Genomic DNA, 18,143 nt, shown 5'->3' with positions numbered 1-18,143 from the left:
TCGCGGGGAGGTGATCCCCTACAGCGCTGCGCGTCTAATCAGACGCGCAAAGTTCGCTGCAGATCTGATCGCACCGCGCTACCGGCCTCAATATTCAGTCGGCACGCTCAGCACTTCGGCCGCCGGCGTATCGAGAAAGCTCCTCACCGTTGCCGGCAATTGCCGCGAGCTGAAGGCGACCACGCCGCAGCGGGAGAGCATCTGCCGGATATCCGGCTCCTGTCCGATATGGCGCCAGATCATGCGCGATGCGTAGGGCTGGTTCTCCTTGCGCCAGGAGACGCCCATGGTGGTGCCCCGCAGATAGACGCGCTGATGCACTTCGAATGGCATCAGGATCGTTTGCGAAAGCATCGGCTCGCGACCGACGCTCCGCTCCATGATGAAGATACGGTTTCGCCAGAAGGTTGCGAGACCGACATATTTCGAGAACTGTCGGATTTCGTTCGCGGCATCGCGGATGCGCTCGATCGATTTCACGCGGACGGAGCCGCCGTCCTCGTATATCCGAGCACACGAGCAGACGACGAGGCCCGGCCATGACGGCGAAATGTGATAGGTCTGGTAATAGCCCATGTGCCGCCTGAGAGCCGAAATGTCGCCGGGAAAACCTTCAAGCAGCAATCTCGCCTCCGAGCGGTCGCGGCCGGGACGCGTCATCCGCGCTTCGAACAGCTTCGGCGAGAGCGAAAAATCCTGCGTCGAAAGGCCGAAAAACGCCGCGATCCGCGCGACATTGTGCGCCGACGGTCGCGCCTCACCGCTGATGTAGCGGTTGAACTGCTGGCGATTGATACCGATTTCGCGGCAAATCTGGGAGATCGAGCGCCGAGTCGCGCAGGCGAAACGCAAATTGGTGACGAATGTATCGTCCTGCTCCACATCGGGCTCCGAACTGTTGATTTCGAGGAGCGTAAACTAGCGCAAATCAGCGTCAAGTCGCGAAATTGTGCCGCGTCACGCAGGCGCTAGGTTCTTGTCGAACAACACGTAGAGGGAACACTGAAATGACGGAATTCACGAAGCGTCCCGACGGCCTTATCGTTCCGGCCGGCATCAACCGCCGCGGCTTCCTCGCGGGTACCGCGACACTCGGCCTCGCCGCCGGCCTCGGCAGCTTGCCGGGCAAAGCTCAGGCACAGGAGCCGAAACGCGGTGGCCACCTGAAGTTCGGCCTCAAGGGCGGCGCGACAACCGATTCCCTCGACCCGGCCGCCTACACCGGCTCCGTCTCCTTCGTGATCGGCCATCTCTGGGGCGACAAGCTCGTCGAGTCCGATCCGGTGACCGGGGCGCCCCTGCCCTCGATCGCCTCCTCCTGGGAGCCTTCCGCGGATGCTTCGGTCTGGACCTTCAAGATCCGCAACGACATCGCCTTCCATGACGGCAGCAAGCTGACGGTAGCCGACGTCGTCGCGACGCTGAAGCGCCATTCCGACGAGGGTTCGAAATCGGGTGCGCTCGGCCTCATGCGCTCGATCAAGACGATCGAGGAAAAGGCCGGCGATCTCGTTCTGACGCTCTCGGAAGGCAATGCCGACCTGCCGCTGCTTCTCACCGATTACCACCTGATCATCCAGCCGGGCGGCGGCGTCGAAAATCCTGCCTCGCCGATCGGAACGGGTCCATACAAGCTCGTAAGCTACGAGGCCGGCATCCGCGCGACCTTCGAAAGGAACGCAGCCGACTGGCGCTCGGACCGCGGCTATGTCGACAGCGTCGAGATCATCGTCATGAACGACAACTCGGCGCGCATCGCGGCCCTCTCCTCGGGTCAAGTGCACTTCATCAACAACGTGGATCCGAAAACCGTATCGCTTCTCAAGCGCGCCCCTCGCGTTCAGATCCTCCAGACGCCAGGCAAGGGCTTCTACAGCTTCCTGATGCACTGCGACACGGCGCCCTTCGACAACAACGACCTCAGGATGGCGCTGAAATACGCGATCGATCGGCAGACGATCCTTGATCGGGCCGTCGGCGGCTACGGCAAGCTCGGCAACGATTACCCGGTCAACGAGAACTACGCGCTCGCGCCGGAGGGAATCGAGCAGCGCGTCTATGACCCGGACAAGGCCGCGTTCCATTACAAGAAATCCGGTCATGACCGACCGATCCTGCTGCGCACTTCCGACGCCGCCTTCCCCGGCGCCGTCGACGCGGCGGTTCTCTTCCAGGAAAGCGCCAGGAAGGCCGGCATCGAGCTCGAAGTCCGGCGTGAACCGGAGGACGGCTACTGGACGAATGTCTGGAACGTCCAGCCGTTCTGCGCCTCCTACTGGGGCGGCCGCCCGACGCAGGACTCTCGCTATTCCACCTCCTATCTCTCGAGCGCGGAATGGAACGACACGCGCTTCAAACGGGAGGATTTTGACAAACTTCTGTTGCAGGCGCGCTCCGAGCTTGACGAGGCTAAGCGCAAGGAACTCTATCATACGATGGCGATCATGGTGCGCGACGAAGGCGGCCTGATCCTGCCCGTCTTCAACGACTACGTGAACGCCGCCTCCGCCTCGCTGAAGGGCTTCGTGCACGACATCGGCAACGATCTTTCGAACGGCTATGTCGGAAGCCGCGTCTGGTTCGACAGCTAAAGCGGAACGAGGAAAAGTGTGGGCGGTTTTCCGCCCGCATCCTGCATCTCAATAATCAGGTATGGATCGGGAGGTACACAATGGCCGATCGCAACTTTACCGTCCTCGAGAACGAATGGATCACGCTCAAGGACGGGACACGTCTTGCCGCGCGCATCTGGATGCCCGAGGGTACGGAGCAGAATCCGGTGCCGGCCGTTCTCGAATATCTGCCCTATCGTAAGCGCGACGGCACGTGCGCTCGCGATGAGTCCACCTATCCAGTCTTTGCGGCTGCAGGCATTGCCGGCGTGCGCGTCGACATCCGCGGCTCGGGTGAATCCGAAGGCGTGATCGACGGGGAATATACGCCCCGCGAGCTTTCCGACGGCTGCGAGATCATCGAATGGATCGCATCGCAGCCCTGGTCCAACGGCAAAGTAGGGATGATGGGAATTTCCTGGGGCGGCTTCAACTGCCTGCAGGTCGCGGCTCTCAAGCCGCCGGCGCTTAAAGCCGTTATCTCGATCGCCTCGACCGTCGATCGCTACAACGACGATATCCACTACAAGAACGGCTGCCACCTGTCGGCGCAACTCTCCTGGGCGGCGACCATGCTCGCCTATCAGTCGCGCTCGCCCGATCCCGAGCTTGTCGGCGAACGCTGGAAGGAAATGTGGCTGGAGCGGCTCGAGAACGAACCCTTCTTCCTGGAAGAATGGCTGGAGCATCAGCGCCGCGACGATTTCTGGCGCCATGGCTCGATTTGCGAGGACTTCGAGAGCTTCCCGATTCCCGCACTGGTGATCGCGGGATGGGCCGACGGTTACCGCAACACGCCGATCAAGGCCGTCGAGGGTCTCGGCAGCAAGGCAAAGGCTCTGATTGGACCCTGGGTGCACAAATATCCGCATTTCGCCTGGCCGAAGCCGCGCGCGGATTTCCACAGCGAAGCGATCCGGTGGTGGAACAGATGGCTTCGCGACGAGAAAAACGACGCGGAACACCTGCCGCAGATGCGCGCCTATATCCTTGACGGGCCGAGGCCAGCGCTCAGGCGAAACGAAGACCCGGGACGGTGGGTCGCCAAGGACGTTTGGACGACGCCAGAAATGCGCAAGTTTGCCATCGCCGGCGACGGCAGCCTGACCGTTGGAGTCTCGGCGGCGAAGGGCATCGGCGATGTCTATCTCCGCTCGCCGCTCGATACCGGCACAGCCTCCGGCGAATATTTCACGCTGAAACCGGATGCCGAAATGGCAGGCGACCAGCGCATCGATGACGCCGGATCGCTCACCTTCGAAACGCAGCCGTTGCTTGAAGCGCAGGATTATCTCGGACAGCCGGTCCTCAGTCTCGAGGTCGCCAGCAGCGCCGACACCGCCAACCTTGTCGCACGCCTCGTCGATATCCATCCCGACGGCACCGCGACGCGCGTCGCATTCGGCGTGCTCAATCTCGCCCATCGCCACGGCAATGCGAAGCCGCAGCCTATGGAGAAGAACCGTAAGACGCGCGTTACGCTGGTGCTCGACGCCTGTGGCTATCGCTTCCGGGCGGGGCACCGCATCCGCTTGTCGTTGTCGACATCCTACTGGCCAATGATCCTGCCGCCGCCAACCGATCCGGGCTTGACGATCGATACCACCAGCCTGTCGCTCTCTCTGCCGCTCCTCGGTGATCATCGCGAAATTGTCGTGCCACAGCCGGCCAATCCCAATCCGCTGCCGCACTACATCGAGCATTCGCCGGCGCAAACGCGCCGCAAGGTCGAACGTGACATGACGAGAGGTGTGACACACTACCGGATCTTTGAGGATACCGGCCTCGTCGAGCATCCCGGCACCGGCAACGCGACGCAGGACATCCGCGACGAAACCTGGTCGATCGCGCCGGACGATCCGCACTCGATGACCGGCCTTTCCGCCTGGACCTGCATTGCGCAGCGCGGCGATCAGTCGATCAAGACTGTCTCGACCTCCCGGCTTGGCTGCACCGAAACCGAGTGGATCACCTCGGCCAAGGTCGAGGCATTCGAGGGCAAGGAGAAGATCTTCGAGAAGACCTTTGAGAAGCGTATTCGGCGAGATTTCATGTGAGCGACCGGCGCGCGTCGGGGGCTGTGCGGCCCCTCATCCCCGCTGCCGCGACCCTCTCCCCGCGCGGAGAGGGCTAGGGTCAGGGGCAAACCCGCCACGCACCATCTATGCGCCGCTCAATCCCCGCAATGCCTCCAGCGCCCGGTCGGCGTCCGCCGCCGGCACGAGGATATGGTCGTGGTAATAGGCCGCGACGACATTGGCGCTGATCCCGGCTCGTGTGAGCGCCGCCGACACCGCCGCCGTTAAGCCCACGGCTTCCAGCGCGGAGTGCACGCTGAGCGTAATGAGCCGCAGCACCGGCCCATAGGCAAGCCCGGCCGCGTCCGCCTGCGATCGTTCGAGAATGAGCGTCAGGCCTTCTGCCTCGCGGAAGGTGCCGATTGGCTCCAGCGCAAGCCTGGACGCCGTATCGCCCTGAACGGTGCAATAGACATATTCGCCCTCCCGCAGGATCGGGTTCATCTCCGCCAACAGGCGGGCAAGGTCGGTCTCTCCGCTCATAGGAGACGTCTTACCTCGTCCCGACCAGCCGCGCCACGCCGTGAACGAGATGGCGAAAGCCTTCTTCAGCGCCCGGGCTCGTGTGCCGCGCTCTCAGCCACGCATGGATCATCTGCGGTTCTTCACGGTAGGTGACGTCGACGCCGGCCTGCGCGAGCCGCGCCGCATAATTCCGCGCGTCATCGCGCAGCGGATCGAAATTCGCTGCGGTGACATAGGCCGGCGGCAAGCCAGAGAGATCACTGGCCTTCAGTGGATGGGCAAAAGGATTGTCCGCCGGCGCCTTCAGCATCTCGCGGTAATAGCCGACGTCCGCCGTCGTGAGACCAGGCGCCTCCGCCATCTCCACATAGGAGCCGCTGACGAGATCGCCGCCGAGAGCCGGATAGATCAGCACCTGACCGATGATGCCGGAAAGCCCTTCAGACTTTGCCTTGAGCACGATGCCCGCCGTGAGATTGCCACCTGCACTGTCGCCGGCGACGACCATCGGGCGGCCTCCCGCGAGCAGGCTCTGCAACACCTCGTAGCAATCATCGAATGCTGCCGGCCAGACATGTTCGGGCGCAAGCCGGTAATCGACCGAGACAAGCTCCGCCCCCGCGTCATGCGCAAGCTCGGCGCAGATCGCGTCATGGCTTTCAAGCGAGCCGACAACGGAACCGCCGCCATGGATGTAGAAGATGCGGGTCTCGGCCGTAACGTCCGCCGGGCGATAGTGCCTTACCGGTATGCGGCCAGCGACCTGCTCGTCCCGCCGTGTCAGCCCCGCCGGCGATGGCGCATCGAACTCGGCGCAAAGCGCATCGTACCATTGGCGCTGCTGCTCAATGGAGGCGTTTACCGCATCCGCAGGATAGAACGCCTCGCAGCGTTCGTGAAAGGCAAGGATACCCGGCTCAGTCGGCATCGGTCGCGATGTCTTCGAATCCATCCTGCTCCCTCTACTGCATGTTTCCTTAAGCCTTAGCCGATTGAGACCTTACCATCGGTCTCTTACTGCGCACGACAAAATGCGGCAGGGCATGGCGCAGCCATGCTGCTTCGCTTGCCATCGGATCCCTGCCCGGTGTTAAGTCCGTTGATGGCATTCACACTCCGGCAATTGCAGTATTTCATCGCCGTCGCCGAACAGGGCTCCGTCACCCGTGCGGCGCAGAACCTTTCGATCTCGCAGTCCTCCATTACTGAAGCGATCAAGGAACTCGAGACAGACCTCGGTGTCGAACTCTTCGACCGCCACCCGCGCGGTCTGTCTATCACCCATAACGGTCACCAGTTCCTGCGCCACGCGACCAAGATCCTCGCCGACGTATCCGATGCGCGGCGCAGCTTTTCCGATAGCCGCGAGGAACTTGGAGGCAAGCTCAATCTCGGCGTCACCTCGCTTGTCGCGGGCTACGTCCTCTCCGACCTGCTCGCCCGCTACCGCCGCGCCTGCCCCGGCGTCGAAGTGAGCGCCATCGAGGACAACGGCTCGTACCTCGAACATCTGTTGATCGGCGGCGAGCTCGACGTTGCGGTCATGGTCATCTCCAACCTGCGCGACCGAATGGCTCTGCAGGCCGAAATCCTCGAAACCTCGCCTTATCGTGTCTGGCTTCCGATCGGCCATCCGCTCGTCAGCGCCGACATCATCTCGGTCGACGACATCGCCAAGGAACCGCTGATCATGCTGACCGTGGACGAAATCGAGGAGAACACCGGCAAGCTCCTGACCGCGCTTGGCGCCCGGCCGCACGTCGCATTCCGCACCCGCTCGGTCGAGGCAGTCAGAAGCCTAGTCGCGACCGGCGCCGGCATCGCCCTCTTGCCCGATCTCGTCTACCGCCCCTGGTCGCTCGAAGGCGACCGGATCGAAAGCCGCGACGTGTCTGGCGCACTGCCGGTCGTGCAGGTCGGCATGGTTTGGCGGAAGGGCTCGAGCCTGCCGCAATCGGCCCGCGATTTTGTCGGTATCGCCGAGGCGCTTCGCAGCGCCCGCCCCCGCTAAACTTCCGTTCGGTTGGAGGAATGCCAATATCGGAAAAACCGATAACGCCATTCTGTTTAATGAATTTGCGAATACGGAGAAATCAAGGCACGCTTCGATCCGGGAACAAAGCTGCAGAACGCGGCATAAATGGGGAGACTTCCGATGAAGCAGATCTTGAAATCCTGCACGGCGCTCACTCTTTCGCTAGGCCTCGTCGCCCCTGCGCTCGCGCAGGAGCCGCTGAAGGAACTGGGCAAGGGCGAAGGGGAGCTCTCGATCGTCGCCTGGGCCGGCTATATCGAGCGCGGCGAAACCGACAAGAACTACGATTGGGTCACCGACTTCGAAAAAAAGACGGGGTGCAAGGTCAGCGTCAAGACCGCGGCCACCTCGGATGAAATGGTCGCTCTGATGAACGAAGGCGGCTTCGACCTCGTCACTGCTTCGGGCGATGCCTCCCTCAGGCTCGTCGCCGGCAAGCGCGTCCAGCCGATCAACACCGACCTCATCCCGAGTTGGAAGACGATCGACGAGCGCATGCAGAATGCGCCGTGGCACACGGTCAACGGCGTCCACTACGGCACCCCCTATGTCTGGGGCCCGAACGTGCTGATGTACAACAAGGAAGCCTTCAAAGGTGAAGCGCCGAAGAGCTGGAACGTCGTTTTCGAGGAAATGACGCTGCCGGACGGCAAGTCCAACAAGGGCCGGGTCCAGGCCTATGACGGCCCGATCCATGTCGCCGATGCCGCCAACTACCTGATGGCGCACAAGCCCGAACTCGGCATCAAGGATCCCTACGAGCTCAATGAGGATCAGTACAAGGCCGCGCTTGATCTGCTTCGCACCCAGCGCACCCTTGTGGGCCGTTACTGGCACGACGCGATGATCCAGATCGACGACTTCAAGAACGAGGGCGTCGTCGCTTCCGGCTCCTGGCCGTTCCAGGTCAATCTGATGGAGGCCGAAAAGCTTCCGATCGCCTCGGTCATCCCGGAGGAAGGGGTAACGGGCTGGGCCGATACGACCATGCTGCACGCCGACAGCGAGCATCCGAACTGCGCCTATATGTGGATGGAGCATTCACTGTCACCCAAGGTGCAGGGCGACGTTTCCGCCTGGTTCGGCGCGAACCCCTCGGTCGGCGCCGCCTGCAAGGGCAATGAACTGCTGACCGACGCCGGCTGCAAGACCAACGGCTACGAGGATTTCGAGAAGGTCAAGTTCTGGAAGACGCCGGTGAGCAATTGCGAAAGCCAGGGCGAATGCGTGCCCTATCACCGTTGGGTTTCCGACTATATCGGCGTGATCGGCGGGCGGTAAGCCTCCGCTTCCGCATTGCAAGCATTTGCCCTTCACCCTAACCCTCTCCCCGCTTGCGGGGAGAGGGAACGCCTCCTGCGAGGCTGCCGCATGAACTTTCGGCGCGGCGCCAACCACGGGTCCCGTCTCCCTGCAACCGGGGAGAAGGTGCCTGCAGGCGGATGAGGGGCCAGATCCCGGAGTATCCCTATGACCACCGCCGTCCTCTTCGACAATGTTTCCCGCTACTTCGGCGCGGTCCGCGCCGTCGACCGCGTGAACCTCGACATCGTCGAGGGCGAATTCTTCGCCATGCTCGGACCTTCGGGCTCCGGCAAGACCACATGCCTCAGACTGATGGCCGGCTTCGAGCAGCCAACCGGCGGTCATATCGAAATCTTCGGCGAGACGGCCGAGGGTGTCCCGCCCTACCGGCGCAGCGTCAACACCGTGTTCCAGGACTATGCGCTCTTCCCGCACCTCTCGATCCTCGACAACGTCGCCTATGGCCTGATGGTCAAGGGCGCCGGCCGCGAGGAGCGCCGCAAGGCGGCTGAGGATGCGCTCGCCATGGTCAAGCTGCCGGGCTACGGCACGCGCCGTCCCGGCCAGCTTTCCGGCGGCCAGCGCCAGCGCGTGGCCCTCGCCCGTGCGCTCGTCAACAAGCCCAAGGTGCTGCTCCTCGACGAACCGCTCGGCGCACTCGATCTGAAGCTCCGCGAACAGATGCAGGAAGAATTGAAGAGCCTGCAGAAATCGCTCGGCATCACCTTCGTCTTCGTCACCCACGATCAGGGCGAGGCGCTGTCGATGGCCGACCGCATTGCCGTCTTCAACGAAGGCCGGATCCAGCAGCTCGGCAGGCCGGAAGAGGTCTACAACCAGCCGAAGACCCGCTTCGTCGCCGATTTCGTCGGCTCGTCCAACGTCCTCTCGACCAAGCTCTGCCAAAGGCTTGGGGTGAAGGCGGCCTTCGCCAGCCTGCGGCCGGAAGCGATCGTGCTCGCGGCACCGAGCAACGGCGCGCTCAGCCTGGCCGGCACCATCGCCGGCCAGAGCTTCCTCGGCGCCACAAACCGTGTCGTCGTCGATGTCGACGGCGCGCGTATCGCCGTGGCAAGTCCCGCCGCGCACGCGGTCCCGGCCGTCGGCAGCCCGGTCACGATCAGTTTCGCCGCACGCGACCTTCACCCGATGGAGGACGCATGACCATCGTCGCCGAAAGCATCATTCTTCCGGAACGTCGCGGCACCGCCGGCCGTCTTTCGGACTTCTTCTGGCGGCACCCGCATGTGCTTCTCGCGGTGCTGCTCGGGCCGCCGCTCCTTTGGCTCGGTGTCGTGTACCTCGGTTCGCTCTTCGCACTCCTGCTGCAGAGCTTCTTCTCGATCGACGATTTCTCCGGCCTCATCAATTACGAATTCACGCTCGCCACCTACCGCCAGCTTTTGAGCGAGGCCAATCTCGACATCATCATCCGCACCGTCACGATGGCGGCAGTGGTGACACTCGTCTCCGCGCTCATCGCCTTCCCGATCGCCTATTACGCGGCCCGCTACGCGCGCGGAAAATGGAAGGTGCTGTTCTATCTTGGCGTCATGCTGCCGTTGTGGTCGAGCTATCTCGTCAAGATCTACGCGTGGAAGCTGATCCTCGCCAAGGAAGGCATTCTCACCTGGTTCTTCGAGAAATTGAACCTGCGGTGGCTGCTCGATGCATGGCTCGCGATTCCGGTCGTCGGCGGCAATTCGCTGTCGGTCAGCTACACCGGCACCTTCATCGTCTTCGTCTACGTCTGGATGCCCTTCATGATACTGCCGATCCAGGCAGCGCTGGAGCGGGTACCGTCAAACCTGATCGAAGCGTCGTCCGACCTCGGCGGCACGCCGGCCCAGACCTTCCGCTATGTGCTCTTTCCGCTGGCGCTGCCGGGCATCGTCGCCGGATCGATCTTCACCTTCTCGCTGACGCTCGGTGACTACATCATTCCGCAGATCATCGGCTCGTCTCGGCTCTTCATCGGCCAGGCCGTCTATGCGCAGCAAGGCACCGCCGGCAACATTCCGCTCGCCGCCGCCTTCACGGTCGTGCCGATCGTTATCATGGGCCTCTATCTCTGGATGGCCAAACGCATGGGGGCCTTCGATGCGCTCTGACAAATCGAACCGCGCCCCCTCGGGCCTGAAGATCGCAGCTGCCGGCGGCCTCGCCTTCATGCATGTGCCGATCCTGCTAATCTTCCTCTACGCCTTCACGACCGAGGAAAAGAGCTACCAGTTCCCGCCGCCCGGCCTGACGGCGCAGTGGTTCGGCGTCGCATGGGACCGGCCGGACGTCTGGGCGGCGCTGACGCTCTCGGTCAAGGTTGCCTCGATCGCGACGGCGACGGCCCTGGTTCTCGGCACGCTCTGCGCCGCCGCCGTCAGCCAGACCCGTTTCTTCGGCCGCGAGACGATCTCGCTCCTCGTCATCCTGCCGATCGCACTTCCCGGCATCATCACCGGCATCGCGCTGCGCTCGGCCTTCTCGATGGCGGACATCCCCTTTTCCTTCTGGACCATCGTTCTCGGCCACGCGACCTTCTGCATCGTCGTCGTCTACAACAATGCCGTCGCCCGCTTCCGGCGGATCTCCGGCTCGCTGATCGAGGCCTCGATGGATCTCGGCGCCGACGGCTTCCAGACGTTCCGCTACGTGATCCTGCCGAATATCGGCACGGCGCTGCTTGCCGGCGGCATGCTCGCCTTCGCGCTTTCCTTCGACGAGGTGATCGTCACGACCTTCACTGCCGGGCAGCAATCGACCCTGCCGATCTGGATGCTGGAGGAGTTGATCCGCCCGCGCCAGCGCCCGGTGACCAATGTCGTCGCCATGATCGTGGTGATCGTCACCTTCCTGCCGATCCTCGGCGCCTACTACCTGACGCGCGACGGCGACCAGATCGCCGGCGCCGGCAAATGATATCGAACGTAAAGGGAGAACAGACATGGACACCCAACTCTTGATCGGATCGCGCTTCGAAGCCGGCGCCGAGGTCGAGGAGCACATCCTGAACCCGAGGACGGGCGCCAAGATCATCGACGTCGCGGAGGCTTCCCATGCGCAGATCGACGTCGCCGTCGACGCGGCCGAGCGCGCCTTCGTCGCCTGGTCGCAAACGACGCCCGCCGAGCGCTCTAACTATCTCCTGAAGATCGCCGACGCCATAGAGAAGAACGCCGATGGATTCGCGGCGCTGGAAGCGCTGAACTGCGGCAAGCCGATCAACGCCGTGAAGAACGACGAATTGCCGGCGATCATCGACTGCTGGCGCTTCTTCGCCGGTGCCGTGCGCAACCTGCATGCGCCGACTGCGGGTGAATATCTGCCGGGGCATACCTCGATGATCCGCCGCGACCCGATCGGCATCGTCGGCTCGATCGCACCGTGGAACTACCCGCTGATGATGATGGCCTGGAAGCTGGCGCCCGCCATCGGCGGCGGCAACACGGTGGTCTTCAAGCCTTCCGAACAGACGCCGCTAACGGCGCTGAAGCTCGCGCGGCTACTCGCGGACATTCTGCCCGAAGGCGTGGTCAACGTTGTCACCGGCCGCGGAGAAACGGTCGGCAATACGCTCATCAACCATCCGAAGATCTCGATGGTCTCGATCACTGGCGACATCGCGACCGGCAAGAAGGTGCTCGCCGCTGCGGCCAAGACCGTCAAGCGCACCCATCTCGAGCTAGGCGGCAAGGCGCCGGTCATCATCTATGACGATGCCGATCTGGACGCTGTTGTGAACGGCATCCGCACCTTCGGCTACTACAATGCCGGCCAGGATTGCACCGCCGCCTGCCGCATCTATGCGGAGGCCGGCATCTACGAGAAGCTCGTTGCCGATCTGACATCCGCCGTCTCGACGATCCGCTACAACCTTGATGACGATACCGAAAACGAGATCGGCCCGCTGATCTCCAAGCGGCAGCGCGACCGGGTCGCGAGCTTCGTCGAACGGGCGGCGGACCAGAAGCACATCGAGATCACCACCGGTGGCGCCGCGGGCAGCAAGGACGGCTTCTTCTTCAAGCCGACTGTCGTCGCCGGCGCCACGCAGGAGGACGAAATCGTACGCCGCGAAGTGTTCGGGCCGGTCGTTTCCGTCACCCGCTTCACCAGCAGCGACGATGCCGTCGCCTGGGCGAACGACAGCGACTACGGCCTCGCCTCCTCCGTCTGGACGAAGGACATCACCAAGGCGATGCGGGCGGCCTCCCGCCTGCAATACGGCTGCACCTGGATCAACACGCATTTCATGCTGACCAACGAGATGCCGCATGGCGGCGTCAAGCAGTCCGGCTACGGCAAGGACATGTCAGTCTATGCGCTCGAGGACTACACCGCCGTTCGCCACATCATGATCAATCATGGCTGATCGGCAGAGATAGCCCTTATCCCGCTGCCACCCTTCCCCGGTCGCGGGGAGGGGTTAGCCGGGATCTCCCACATCCCATCTCTACAAACCGGTGACGGACTCGGCCGTCGCCGCGCGTCTCCTTTCGCGCCGCCTATGGGGAGACGGCCGACAGACGGAATGAGGAGCGAGTATTGTTTGTCTGCCCTTCGACCGTCTGAAAATAGGTTGAAGGAGCACTGCCTTTTGGCCCCTCCTGCCAACAGTTCAGCAACATCTTCCGAGTGCCGCCAGCCGGCCATCGCCCCTATTCGCGCGGACCGGCCTGTTGCGGATTTCCCACAAATCCGAAAACATGACTCTTTGAGTCATAAAAAATCTCTTGCGCGAGCAAAAAACATGAGTGATTAGCTCATCTTATAAATTTCGCTTATCGATCAGAAAGTTGCATAGCATGCCCGCCACCAGAAGCCTTCTGCTGCCGCTCATTCGCGCCGCCCTCGCCGGCACATCCGCCCTCGCTCTCGTCGCCACCGCGCAGGCGCAGGAAGCACAGCAGGAGGACACTGCGTCCAGTGGCGATTCGACTGCACTCGAAACGCTGGTCGTCAACGGCGGCAGCGGCGGCGTGATCACGGCGCAAGGCTTTGTCGGCATCAGCAGTGCGACTGGAGCCAAGGTCGACACGCCCTTTCTTGAAACGCCGCAGTCGATCTCGTCGGTAACGGAACAGCAGCTGAAGGACCGCAACCCGCAGACGCTGCTCGAAACGCTCGCCTATACGCCGGGCACCTGGGTGAACGGCTACGGCTTCGATCCGCGTTTCGACTCCTTCTATGTTCGCGGCTTCGACGTCACTTATACCGGCGTCTTCCGTGACAATCTTCGCCAGCCGGCCGCCGGTTCCTCGCTCTTCAAGAACGAGCCATATGGGCTTGAGGGCGTTTCGATTTTGCGCGGCCCCTCCTCGGCACTCTATGGCGCGACCGGCGCCGGAGGTCTTTACAACCTCATCACCAAACGGCCTACCGAAGACACGCTTCGTGAGGTGCAGGTTCAGGTGGGCACCCACGACCGCTACCAAGGGCAGTTTGACTTTTCCGGCCCGATCAATGAAACGGATCCGGTTTACTATCGCCTCACTGGACTTCTTCGCGATTCAAATACCGAACAGATCGGTGTGCCGGACGACCGCGCCTATATCGCCCCGGCCTTCACCTGGAAGCCGGACGAGGATACGAAGCTGACCATCCTCGGCGAATATTCCCGTACCAAGACCGGCGGTACCGCCGCCAATTACAATGATTTCTACTACGGGGGCTTCGGCTCCGTCACCGATATCTTCCTGGGCGATCCGGCCTTCAACGATTCGGTTCAGAACCAAGCTCGCGTCGGCTACGAGTTCGAGCACAGTTTTAACGACGCACTAACCTTCCGCCAAAACCTTCGTCTTTCGACGCTAAATATCGATGCGCAATACGTCTACGGGTACGGCCCATTCATCGTCGATCCACTCGATCCGGACAATCCCTACGACGATATTCTCGATCCGAGTCGCATCGGTCGTATGGCCGGGGTGTTCGACGAACGCCTCACGTCGCTGGTCGTTGATAACCAGTTGGAATCGAACTTCGCGACCGGCATATTCGACCACACACTGCTTGCCGGCATCGACGTTGCGAAAATCCGCTACAAGGCACTTGGTGGCGAAGCCGAGATCGCCCCCATTTTACTTGCCGACCCGAACTTTGGGGCGCCGATCGCAACGCCTGCGTTCACCTCCAGTGACAAGCAGGACCAATGGCAGCTCGGCACATATCTGCAGGATCAGATTCGCTACGACGCCTGGACGCTGACGGTCGGTGGCCGTTACGATTGGGTTTGGACTGACAGCAGCATGACGGACCTGACCACGGACACCACCACAAACGTCTCGCAGAGTGACAAGGCATTCTCCGGCCGCATCGGCCTAACCTACGAGACCGATTTCGGGCTCACCCCCTACGCAAGCTACTCGACCGCCTTCTCGCCCAATGTCGGCATCAACGGGGAGACGAACCAACCGTTCAAGCCGACCGAAAGCACGCAGCAAGAAATTGGCGTCAAGTACCTGCTGTCCGACTACAACGTGCTGCTGACTGCGGCGCTCTTCAACATCGACCAGGAGAACGGCGTGTTCTGGGAAGTCATTGGCACCAAGAACACTCAGGTCCAGCGCGGTAAGCTGCGTTCGCGCGGCCTGGAACTGGAGGCCACGACGAGCCTCGACAATGGCCTGTCGCTGACCGCTGCCTACAGCTACACCAATGTGAAAATCCTAGAAGGCCCTGCCGGAACCGTCGGGAACCATGTTTCCAGCACACCCTTCCATCTCGCCTCGATCTGGGCGGACTACACGATGCCCGAGGACAGCACCGCCGAGGGTCTGGGCTTCGGCTTTGGCGCCCGTTACATCGGCTCAAGCTATGGCGACGACTACAACACGCTTAAGAACGATGCACGCGTGCTTTTCGACGCCTCGGTCCATTACGATTTCGCTGCAATCGACAAGAAATATGACGGTCTTCGCCTGCAGGTGAACGCGACCAACCTCTTCGACCGCCGCGACATCACCTGCACGTCAGGCTACTGCTACCGCGACCAGGGCCGCACGGTGATCGGCTCGCTCCGCTATAACTGGTAGAGCCCATGACAACGGCCGGACCTGAAAGCATCACGGCAGCCGGCGGAGTAAAGCTCCTGTCGGCGGCCTTCGCCGGTCCGCATGCCTGGTGCAACGAGAAGATGATGCTGGCGGAAGACCTCTCCGACGGCATCCCGCTCGCCACGTTCTTCGCCTCGGGCGCCTTTGAACGGGCGCTTTCGACCTATGCCGAAACTTCGAATGGTAGCGACCGGCGTGCTGTCGCGTCCATGTGGTCGCTCTATTATTTCTCCTGTCTTACCATCCCCTATGTTGTCGCCCGGGTCCTGGACCACCAGGCGCTGCCCGTCGCATTCGACGAGATGACCGTGGCCCTTTCGGCCGATGGTCTCCCTCGCGCCTTCGGCGTCACGACGCCCGGCGACTGGCAGGCGGGCGGCGAGCAGGAGGTTTTTTCCGTCCTCGCACCGCTGATGGAAGAGCATCTCGCCAAGGTCGTCGGTCACCTAAAGGCTGTCGGCGGGATCTCGCCCAAGCTCGCCTGGAACAACGCGGCCGTCTATATCGACTATGCGCTTCGCACGGCCGGAATCGAACCCTTGAGCGATCAGGCCGATGCCATGGTCGGCTGTCGCCTGTTGCCCAACGGCGCGCCGAACCCCTTCTTCGATTGCCTTCGCCACGAGGAAGAGGACGGTGATCGCGTCTGCCGACGCAAGATCTGCTGCCTGCGATACCTTCTCCCCGGCATCCCGAGTTGCGGCAGTCTTTGCGCCCTTCCCAGCCAAAGGAAACAATAATTGTCTCGCCCCAGTCTCGGTCTTGTAACCATCATCCGAGTCATCGCGCTTCTGTCGATGACACTGTTCTGCCTCGCCGCCCGTGCGGAGACGCAATGGCCCATGACCGTCACCGATGCGCTTGGCAGGCAAGTGACGATTCCGGCCCCACCCAAGGCCGTCCTGCTCGGCAGCGGCTTCAATCTTGTCGCCCTTTCGCTCATCCACCCGGATCCCGTAAGCCTGCTGGCCGGCTGGTCGGGTGACATGAAGAACGACAATCCGGAAATCTACGAAAGCTTCGTCCGCAAGTTTCCAAAACTTGCCGATGTGCCGCTGATCGACGACGGCAGCGGAGCCGGCCTGTCTTTCGAGGCGCTCCTGACCCTCAAGGCCGATCTCGCGATCCTTGCCAATTGGCAGGCAGATACGGAGCCGGGTAAGCGCGCGATCGACTATCTCGAAAATGTCGGCGTGCCGGTCGTCGTCGTCGACTTCAACGGCGATCCCTTGAAGAACACCGCTGGCAACATGCGCCTGCTCGGCAAGATCTTCGAGCGAGAGAAGCAGGCCGACGATTTCGCCCGCTTCTATGAAGAGCGCCTCACCCGCATCCGCGAGCGGGTTGCGAAGCACCCCGAGCCGGGACCGACGGTGCTCATGGAAGCGTTCCCCGGCGCAGCCGCCTGTTGCTGGGCCTATGGTGTCGGCGGCCTTGGCGAATTCGTCAGCATCACCGGCAGCCGCAACATCGTCGAAGGAAAGCTGCCGCGCCCCGGCGGGATGGTCAACGCGGAGGCGATCATGGCCGAAAATCCCGACGTCTACATCGCCACCTCCTCACCGGGCGGAAAATACAGCGGCTTCTCCATCGGGCCCGGCGTGACGGCGGAGGACGCGGAGCGGACCCTGGCAGAAGCGGTCACGACGCCGGTGATGACAAGCATTGCCGCGGTGCGCAACGGACGCGTCCATGGGCTCTGGAATTTCTTCAATGCGGTGCCGCTGAACATCCTCGCGGCGGAAGCCTTCGCCTCCTGGCTGCGCCCGGACCTTTTTCCGGATGTCGATCCAGCGGCGAGCCTTGCGGAAATCAACACGCGCTTCGCGGTCGTTCCCTTCGAGGGCAGTTACTGGATCAGCCTGAAGACCGGGAAATAGCGCGACTGGCGCAGGCGAAAGAGCGCGCATGCTACGGGCAGCTAGCGCATTGATTCCAAGCATCTTATTCGAATTCACTTCCTTCAAGCGGACGCGCGCGTGCGGCAATTGCCAGGTGCTCTCGACCCCATATAAGGTGCCGCGAGGAGGAACTTCATGCTGTGGTTGATTGTCCTGCTGGTCGCGGTGGCGATCGTCTATCTCGCGGCCCGGTACAGCCGCTTTCGCAATCGGGCCGAACTGGTCCTGTCGATTGCCGTCGCCCTCGGCCTGACCGTCGCCTTCGTGATCTGGCTGAGTGAACGCGGCAATCAGCAAGCGCCCGTACCCGAGCCAAGTCGCCCTGCCGGCCTCGCGACCGAGGACATCGCGCTTGAGGGCATGACCTTCGAGCGCAACCAGTCCAAGCGGAGCTACCGCGTCCGCGGCACCGCTCACAACCGCTCCGCTCTCTCGCTCGAATATTTCCGGTTGACCGTCACGCTCGAAGACTGCCCCGGCGGCACTTGCGAGCGGATCGGCGACGATACGGCGCTCATTCTCGTTCGCGTGCCGGGCGGCCAGAGCCGCCCGTTCGAGACGTTCCTCACCTTTCCGTTCCGCGAGGGAGAACCGCCGACCGCGCCGAAATGGACCTACGAGGTGAGCCAAGTGAGAGGCGCAGCGACGCGTTAGCAATTCCATAAAGATCGTGCAGTGGTATCCGTCCGGAATTG

At 62.4% G+C, this 18,143-nt stretch carries 15 protein-coding genes; 12 read left to right on the top strand and 3 right to left on the bottom strand.

Annotation, left to right across the window (positions count from 1 at the left end; translation table 11 throughout):
* Positions 1-87: 87 nt before the first annotated feature.
* Positions 88-882 carry a helix-turn-helix domain-containing protein gene (locus PZN02_RS12175; protein WP_280658246.1) on the bottom strand — a complete coding sequence of 265 codons (795 nt, stop codon included), beginning with the start codon at positions 880-882 and terminating at the stop codon, positions 88-90.
* A 125-nt stretch (positions 883-1,007) separates the two neighbouring features.
* Between PZN02_RS12175 and PZN02_RS12170 the strand changes: the two genes are divergently transcribed.
* Positions 1,008-2,591, top strand: a complete 1,584-nt coding sequence (locus PZN02_RS12170; RefSeq protein WP_280658245.1) for an ABC transporter substrate-binding protein — start codon at positions 1,008-1,010, stop codon at positions 2,589-2,591.
* A gap of 80 nt (positions 2,592-2,671) precedes the next feature.
* Positions 2,672-4,669 carry a CocE/NonD family hydrolase gene (locus PZN02_RS12165; RefSeq protein WP_280658244.1) on the top strand — a complete coding sequence of 666 codons (1,998 nt, stop codon included), beginning with the start codon at positions 2,672-2,674 and terminating at the stop codon, positions 4,667-4,669.
* 105 nt (positions 4,670-4,774) lie between these two features.
* Here PZN02_RS12165 and PZN02_RS12160 read toward each other — a convergent pair whose 3' ends face one another.
* Both PZN02_RS12160 and PZN02_RS12155 read right to left on the bottom strand, forming a co-directional pair.
* The gene (locus PZN02_RS12160) at positions 4,775-5,173 is read right to left on the bottom strand and encodes an ACT domain-containing protein (RefSeq protein ID WP_280658243.1); all 399 of its coding nucleotides are present in this window, start codon (positions 5,171-5,173) and stop codon (positions 4,775-4,777) included.
* Positions 5,174-5,183: 10 nt separating this feature from the next.
* Positions 5,184-6,107 (bottom strand): alpha/beta hydrolase, encoded by a 924-nt coding sequence (locus PZN02_RS12155; protein WP_280658242.1) that lies wholly within the window; start codon positions 6,105-6,107, stop codon positions 5,184-5,186.
* A gap of 150 nt (positions 6,108-6,257) precedes the next feature.
* Here PZN02_RS12155 and PZN02_RS12150 point away from each other — a divergent pair, with 150 nt between their 5' ends.
* The 10 genes from PZN02_RS12150 (at position 6,258) to PZN02_RS12105 (ending at position 18,102) form a co-directional block, all read left to right on the top strand.
* A complete protein-coding gene (locus tag PZN02_RS12150) occupies positions 6,258-7,166 on the top strand; it encodes a LysR family transcriptional regulator (protein WP_136506594.1) in 909 nt (302 codons plus the stop codon).
* Between the two features lie 144 nt (positions 7,167-7,310).
* Complete coding sequence (locus PZN02_RS12145; protein ID WP_280658241.1) at positions 7,311-8,471, top strand: ABC transporter substrate-binding protein; 1,161 nt, start codon at positions 7,311-7,313, stop codon at positions 8,469-8,471.
* 189 nt (positions 8,472-8,660) lie between these two features.
* On the top strand, positions 8,661-9,659 hold the full coding sequence (locus PZN02_RS12140; protein ID WP_280658240.1) for an ABC transporter ATP-binding protein: 999 nt from the start codon (positions 8,661-8,663) through the stop codon (positions 9,657-9,659).
* On the top strand, positions 9,656-10,606 hold the full coding sequence (locus tag PZN02_RS12135) for an ABC transporter permease (RefSeq protein ID WP_280658239.1): 951 nt from the start codon (positions 9,656-9,658) through the stop codon (positions 10,604-10,606). The genes PZN02_RS12140 and PZN02_RS12135 overlap by 4 nt, the downstream gene beginning before the upstream one ends.
* A complete protein-coding gene (locus PZN02_RS12130; protein WP_280658238.1) occupies positions 10,596-11,411 on the top strand; it encodes an ABC transporter permease in 816 nt (271 codons plus the stop codon). Before PZN02_RS12135 ends, PZN02_RS12130 begins: the two co-directional genes overlap by 11 nt.
* A 25-nt stretch (positions 11,412-11,436) precedes the next feature.
* On the top strand, positions 11,437-12,864 hold the full coding sequence (locus tag PZN02_RS12125; RefSeq protein ID WP_280658237.1) for a gamma-aminobutyraldehyde dehydrogenase: 1,428 nt from the start codon (positions 11,437-11,439) through the stop codon (positions 12,862-12,864).
* Positions 12,865-13,297: 433 nt separating this feature from the next.
* The gene (locus PZN02_RS12120; RefSeq protein ID WP_280658236.1) at positions 13,298-15,526 is read left to right on the top strand and encodes a TonB-dependent siderophore receptor; all 2,229 of its coding nucleotides are present in this window, start codon (positions 13,298-13,300) and stop codon (positions 15,524-15,526) included.
* A 5-nt stretch (positions 15,527-15,531) separates the two neighbouring features.
* Positions 15,532-16,287, top strand: a complete 756-nt coding sequence (fhuF, locus tag PZN02_RS12115; protein WP_280658235.1) for a siderophore-iron reductase FhuF — start codon at positions 15,532-15,534, stop codon at positions 16,285-16,287.
* Between the two features lie 57 nt (positions 16,288-16,344).
* A complete protein-coding gene (locus tag PZN02_RS12110) occupies positions 16,345-17,427 on the top strand; it encodes an ABC transporter substrate-binding protein (protein WP_280661474.1) in 1,083 nt (360 codons plus the stop codon).
* A 156-nt stretch (positions 17,428-17,583) separates the two neighbouring features.
* Positions 17,584-18,102 carry a hypothetical protein gene (locus PZN02_RS12105; RefSeq protein ID WP_280658234.1) on the top strand — a complete coding sequence of 173 codons (519 nt, stop codon included), beginning with the start codon at positions 17,584-17,586 and terminating at the stop codon, positions 18,100-18,102.
* Positions 18,103-18,143 lie beyond the last annotated feature (41 nt).

Origin of the sequence: Sinorhizobium garamanticum, from assembly GCF_029892065.1 — a bacterium.
In the GTDB taxonomy this organism is placed as follows: Bacteria; Pseudomonadota; Alphaproteobacteria; order Rhizobiales; family Rhizobiaceae; genus Sinorhizobium; species Sinorhizobium garamanticum.
This window is presented reverse-complemented; position numbering and strand designations above follow the sequence as displayed.

What these genes read in the sequence shown, in the direction of transcription:
- PZN02_RS12170 (WP_280658245.1), top strand. Translation starts at nt 1,008, where the DNA reads ATGACGGAATTCACGAAGCGTCCCGACGGCCTTATCGTTCCGGCCGGC.
- PZN02_RS12165 (WP_280658244.1), top strand. Translation starts at nt 2,672, where the DNA reads ATGGCCGATCGCAACTTTACCGTCCTCGAGAACGAATGGATCACGCTC.
- PZN02_RS12160 (WP_280658243.1), bottom strand. Translation starts at nt 5,173, where the DNA reads ATGAGCGGAGAGACCGACCTTGCCCGCCTGTTGGCGGAGATGAACCCG.
- PZN02_RS12155 (WP_280658242.1), bottom strand. Translation starts at nt 6,107, where the DNA reads ATGGATTCGAAGACATCGCGACCGATGCCGACTGAGCCGGGTATCCTT.
- PZN02_RS12150 (WP_136506594.1), top strand. Translation starts at nt 6,258, where the DNA reads ATGGCATTCACACTCCGGCAATTGCAGTATTTCATCGCCGTCGCCGAA.
- PZN02_RS12145 (WP_280658241.1), top strand. Translation starts at nt 7,311, where the DNA reads ATGAAGCAGATCTTGAAATCCTGCACGGCGCTCACTCTTTCGCTAGGC.
- PZN02_RS12140 (WP_280658240.1), top strand. Translation starts at nt 8,661, where the DNA reads ATGACCACCGCCGTCCTCTTCGACAATGTTTCCCGCTACTTCGGCGCG.
- PZN02_RS12135 (WP_280658239.1), top strand. Translation starts at nt 9,656, where the DNA reads ATGACCATCGTCGCCGAAAGCATCATTCTTCCGGAACGTCGCGGCACC.
- PZN02_RS12130 (WP_280658238.1), top strand. Translation starts at nt 10,596, where the DNA reads ATGCGCTCTGACAAATCGAACCGCGCCCCCTCGGGCCTGAAGATCGCA.
- PZN02_RS12125 (WP_280658237.1), top strand. Translation starts at nt 11,437, where the DNA reads ATGGACACCCAACTCTTGATCGGATCGCGCTTCGAAGCCGGCGCCGAG.
- PZN02_RS12120 (WP_280658236.1), top strand. Translation starts at nt 13,298, where the DNA reads ATGCCCGCCACCAGAAGCCTTCTGCTGCCGCTCATTCGCGCCGCCCTC.
- fhuF (WP_280658235.1), top strand. Translation starts at nt 15,532, where the DNA reads ATGACAACGGCCGGACCTGAAAGCATCACGGCAGCCGGCGGAGTAAAG.
- PZN02_RS12110 (WP_280661474.1), top strand. Translation starts at nt 16,345, where the DNA reads ATGACACTGTTCTGCCTCGCCGCCCGTGCGGAGACGCAATGGCCCATG.
- PZN02_RS12105 (WP_280658234.1), top strand. Translation starts at nt 17,584, where the DNA reads ATGCTGTGGTTGATTGTCCTGCTGGTCGCGGTGGCGATCGTCTATCTC.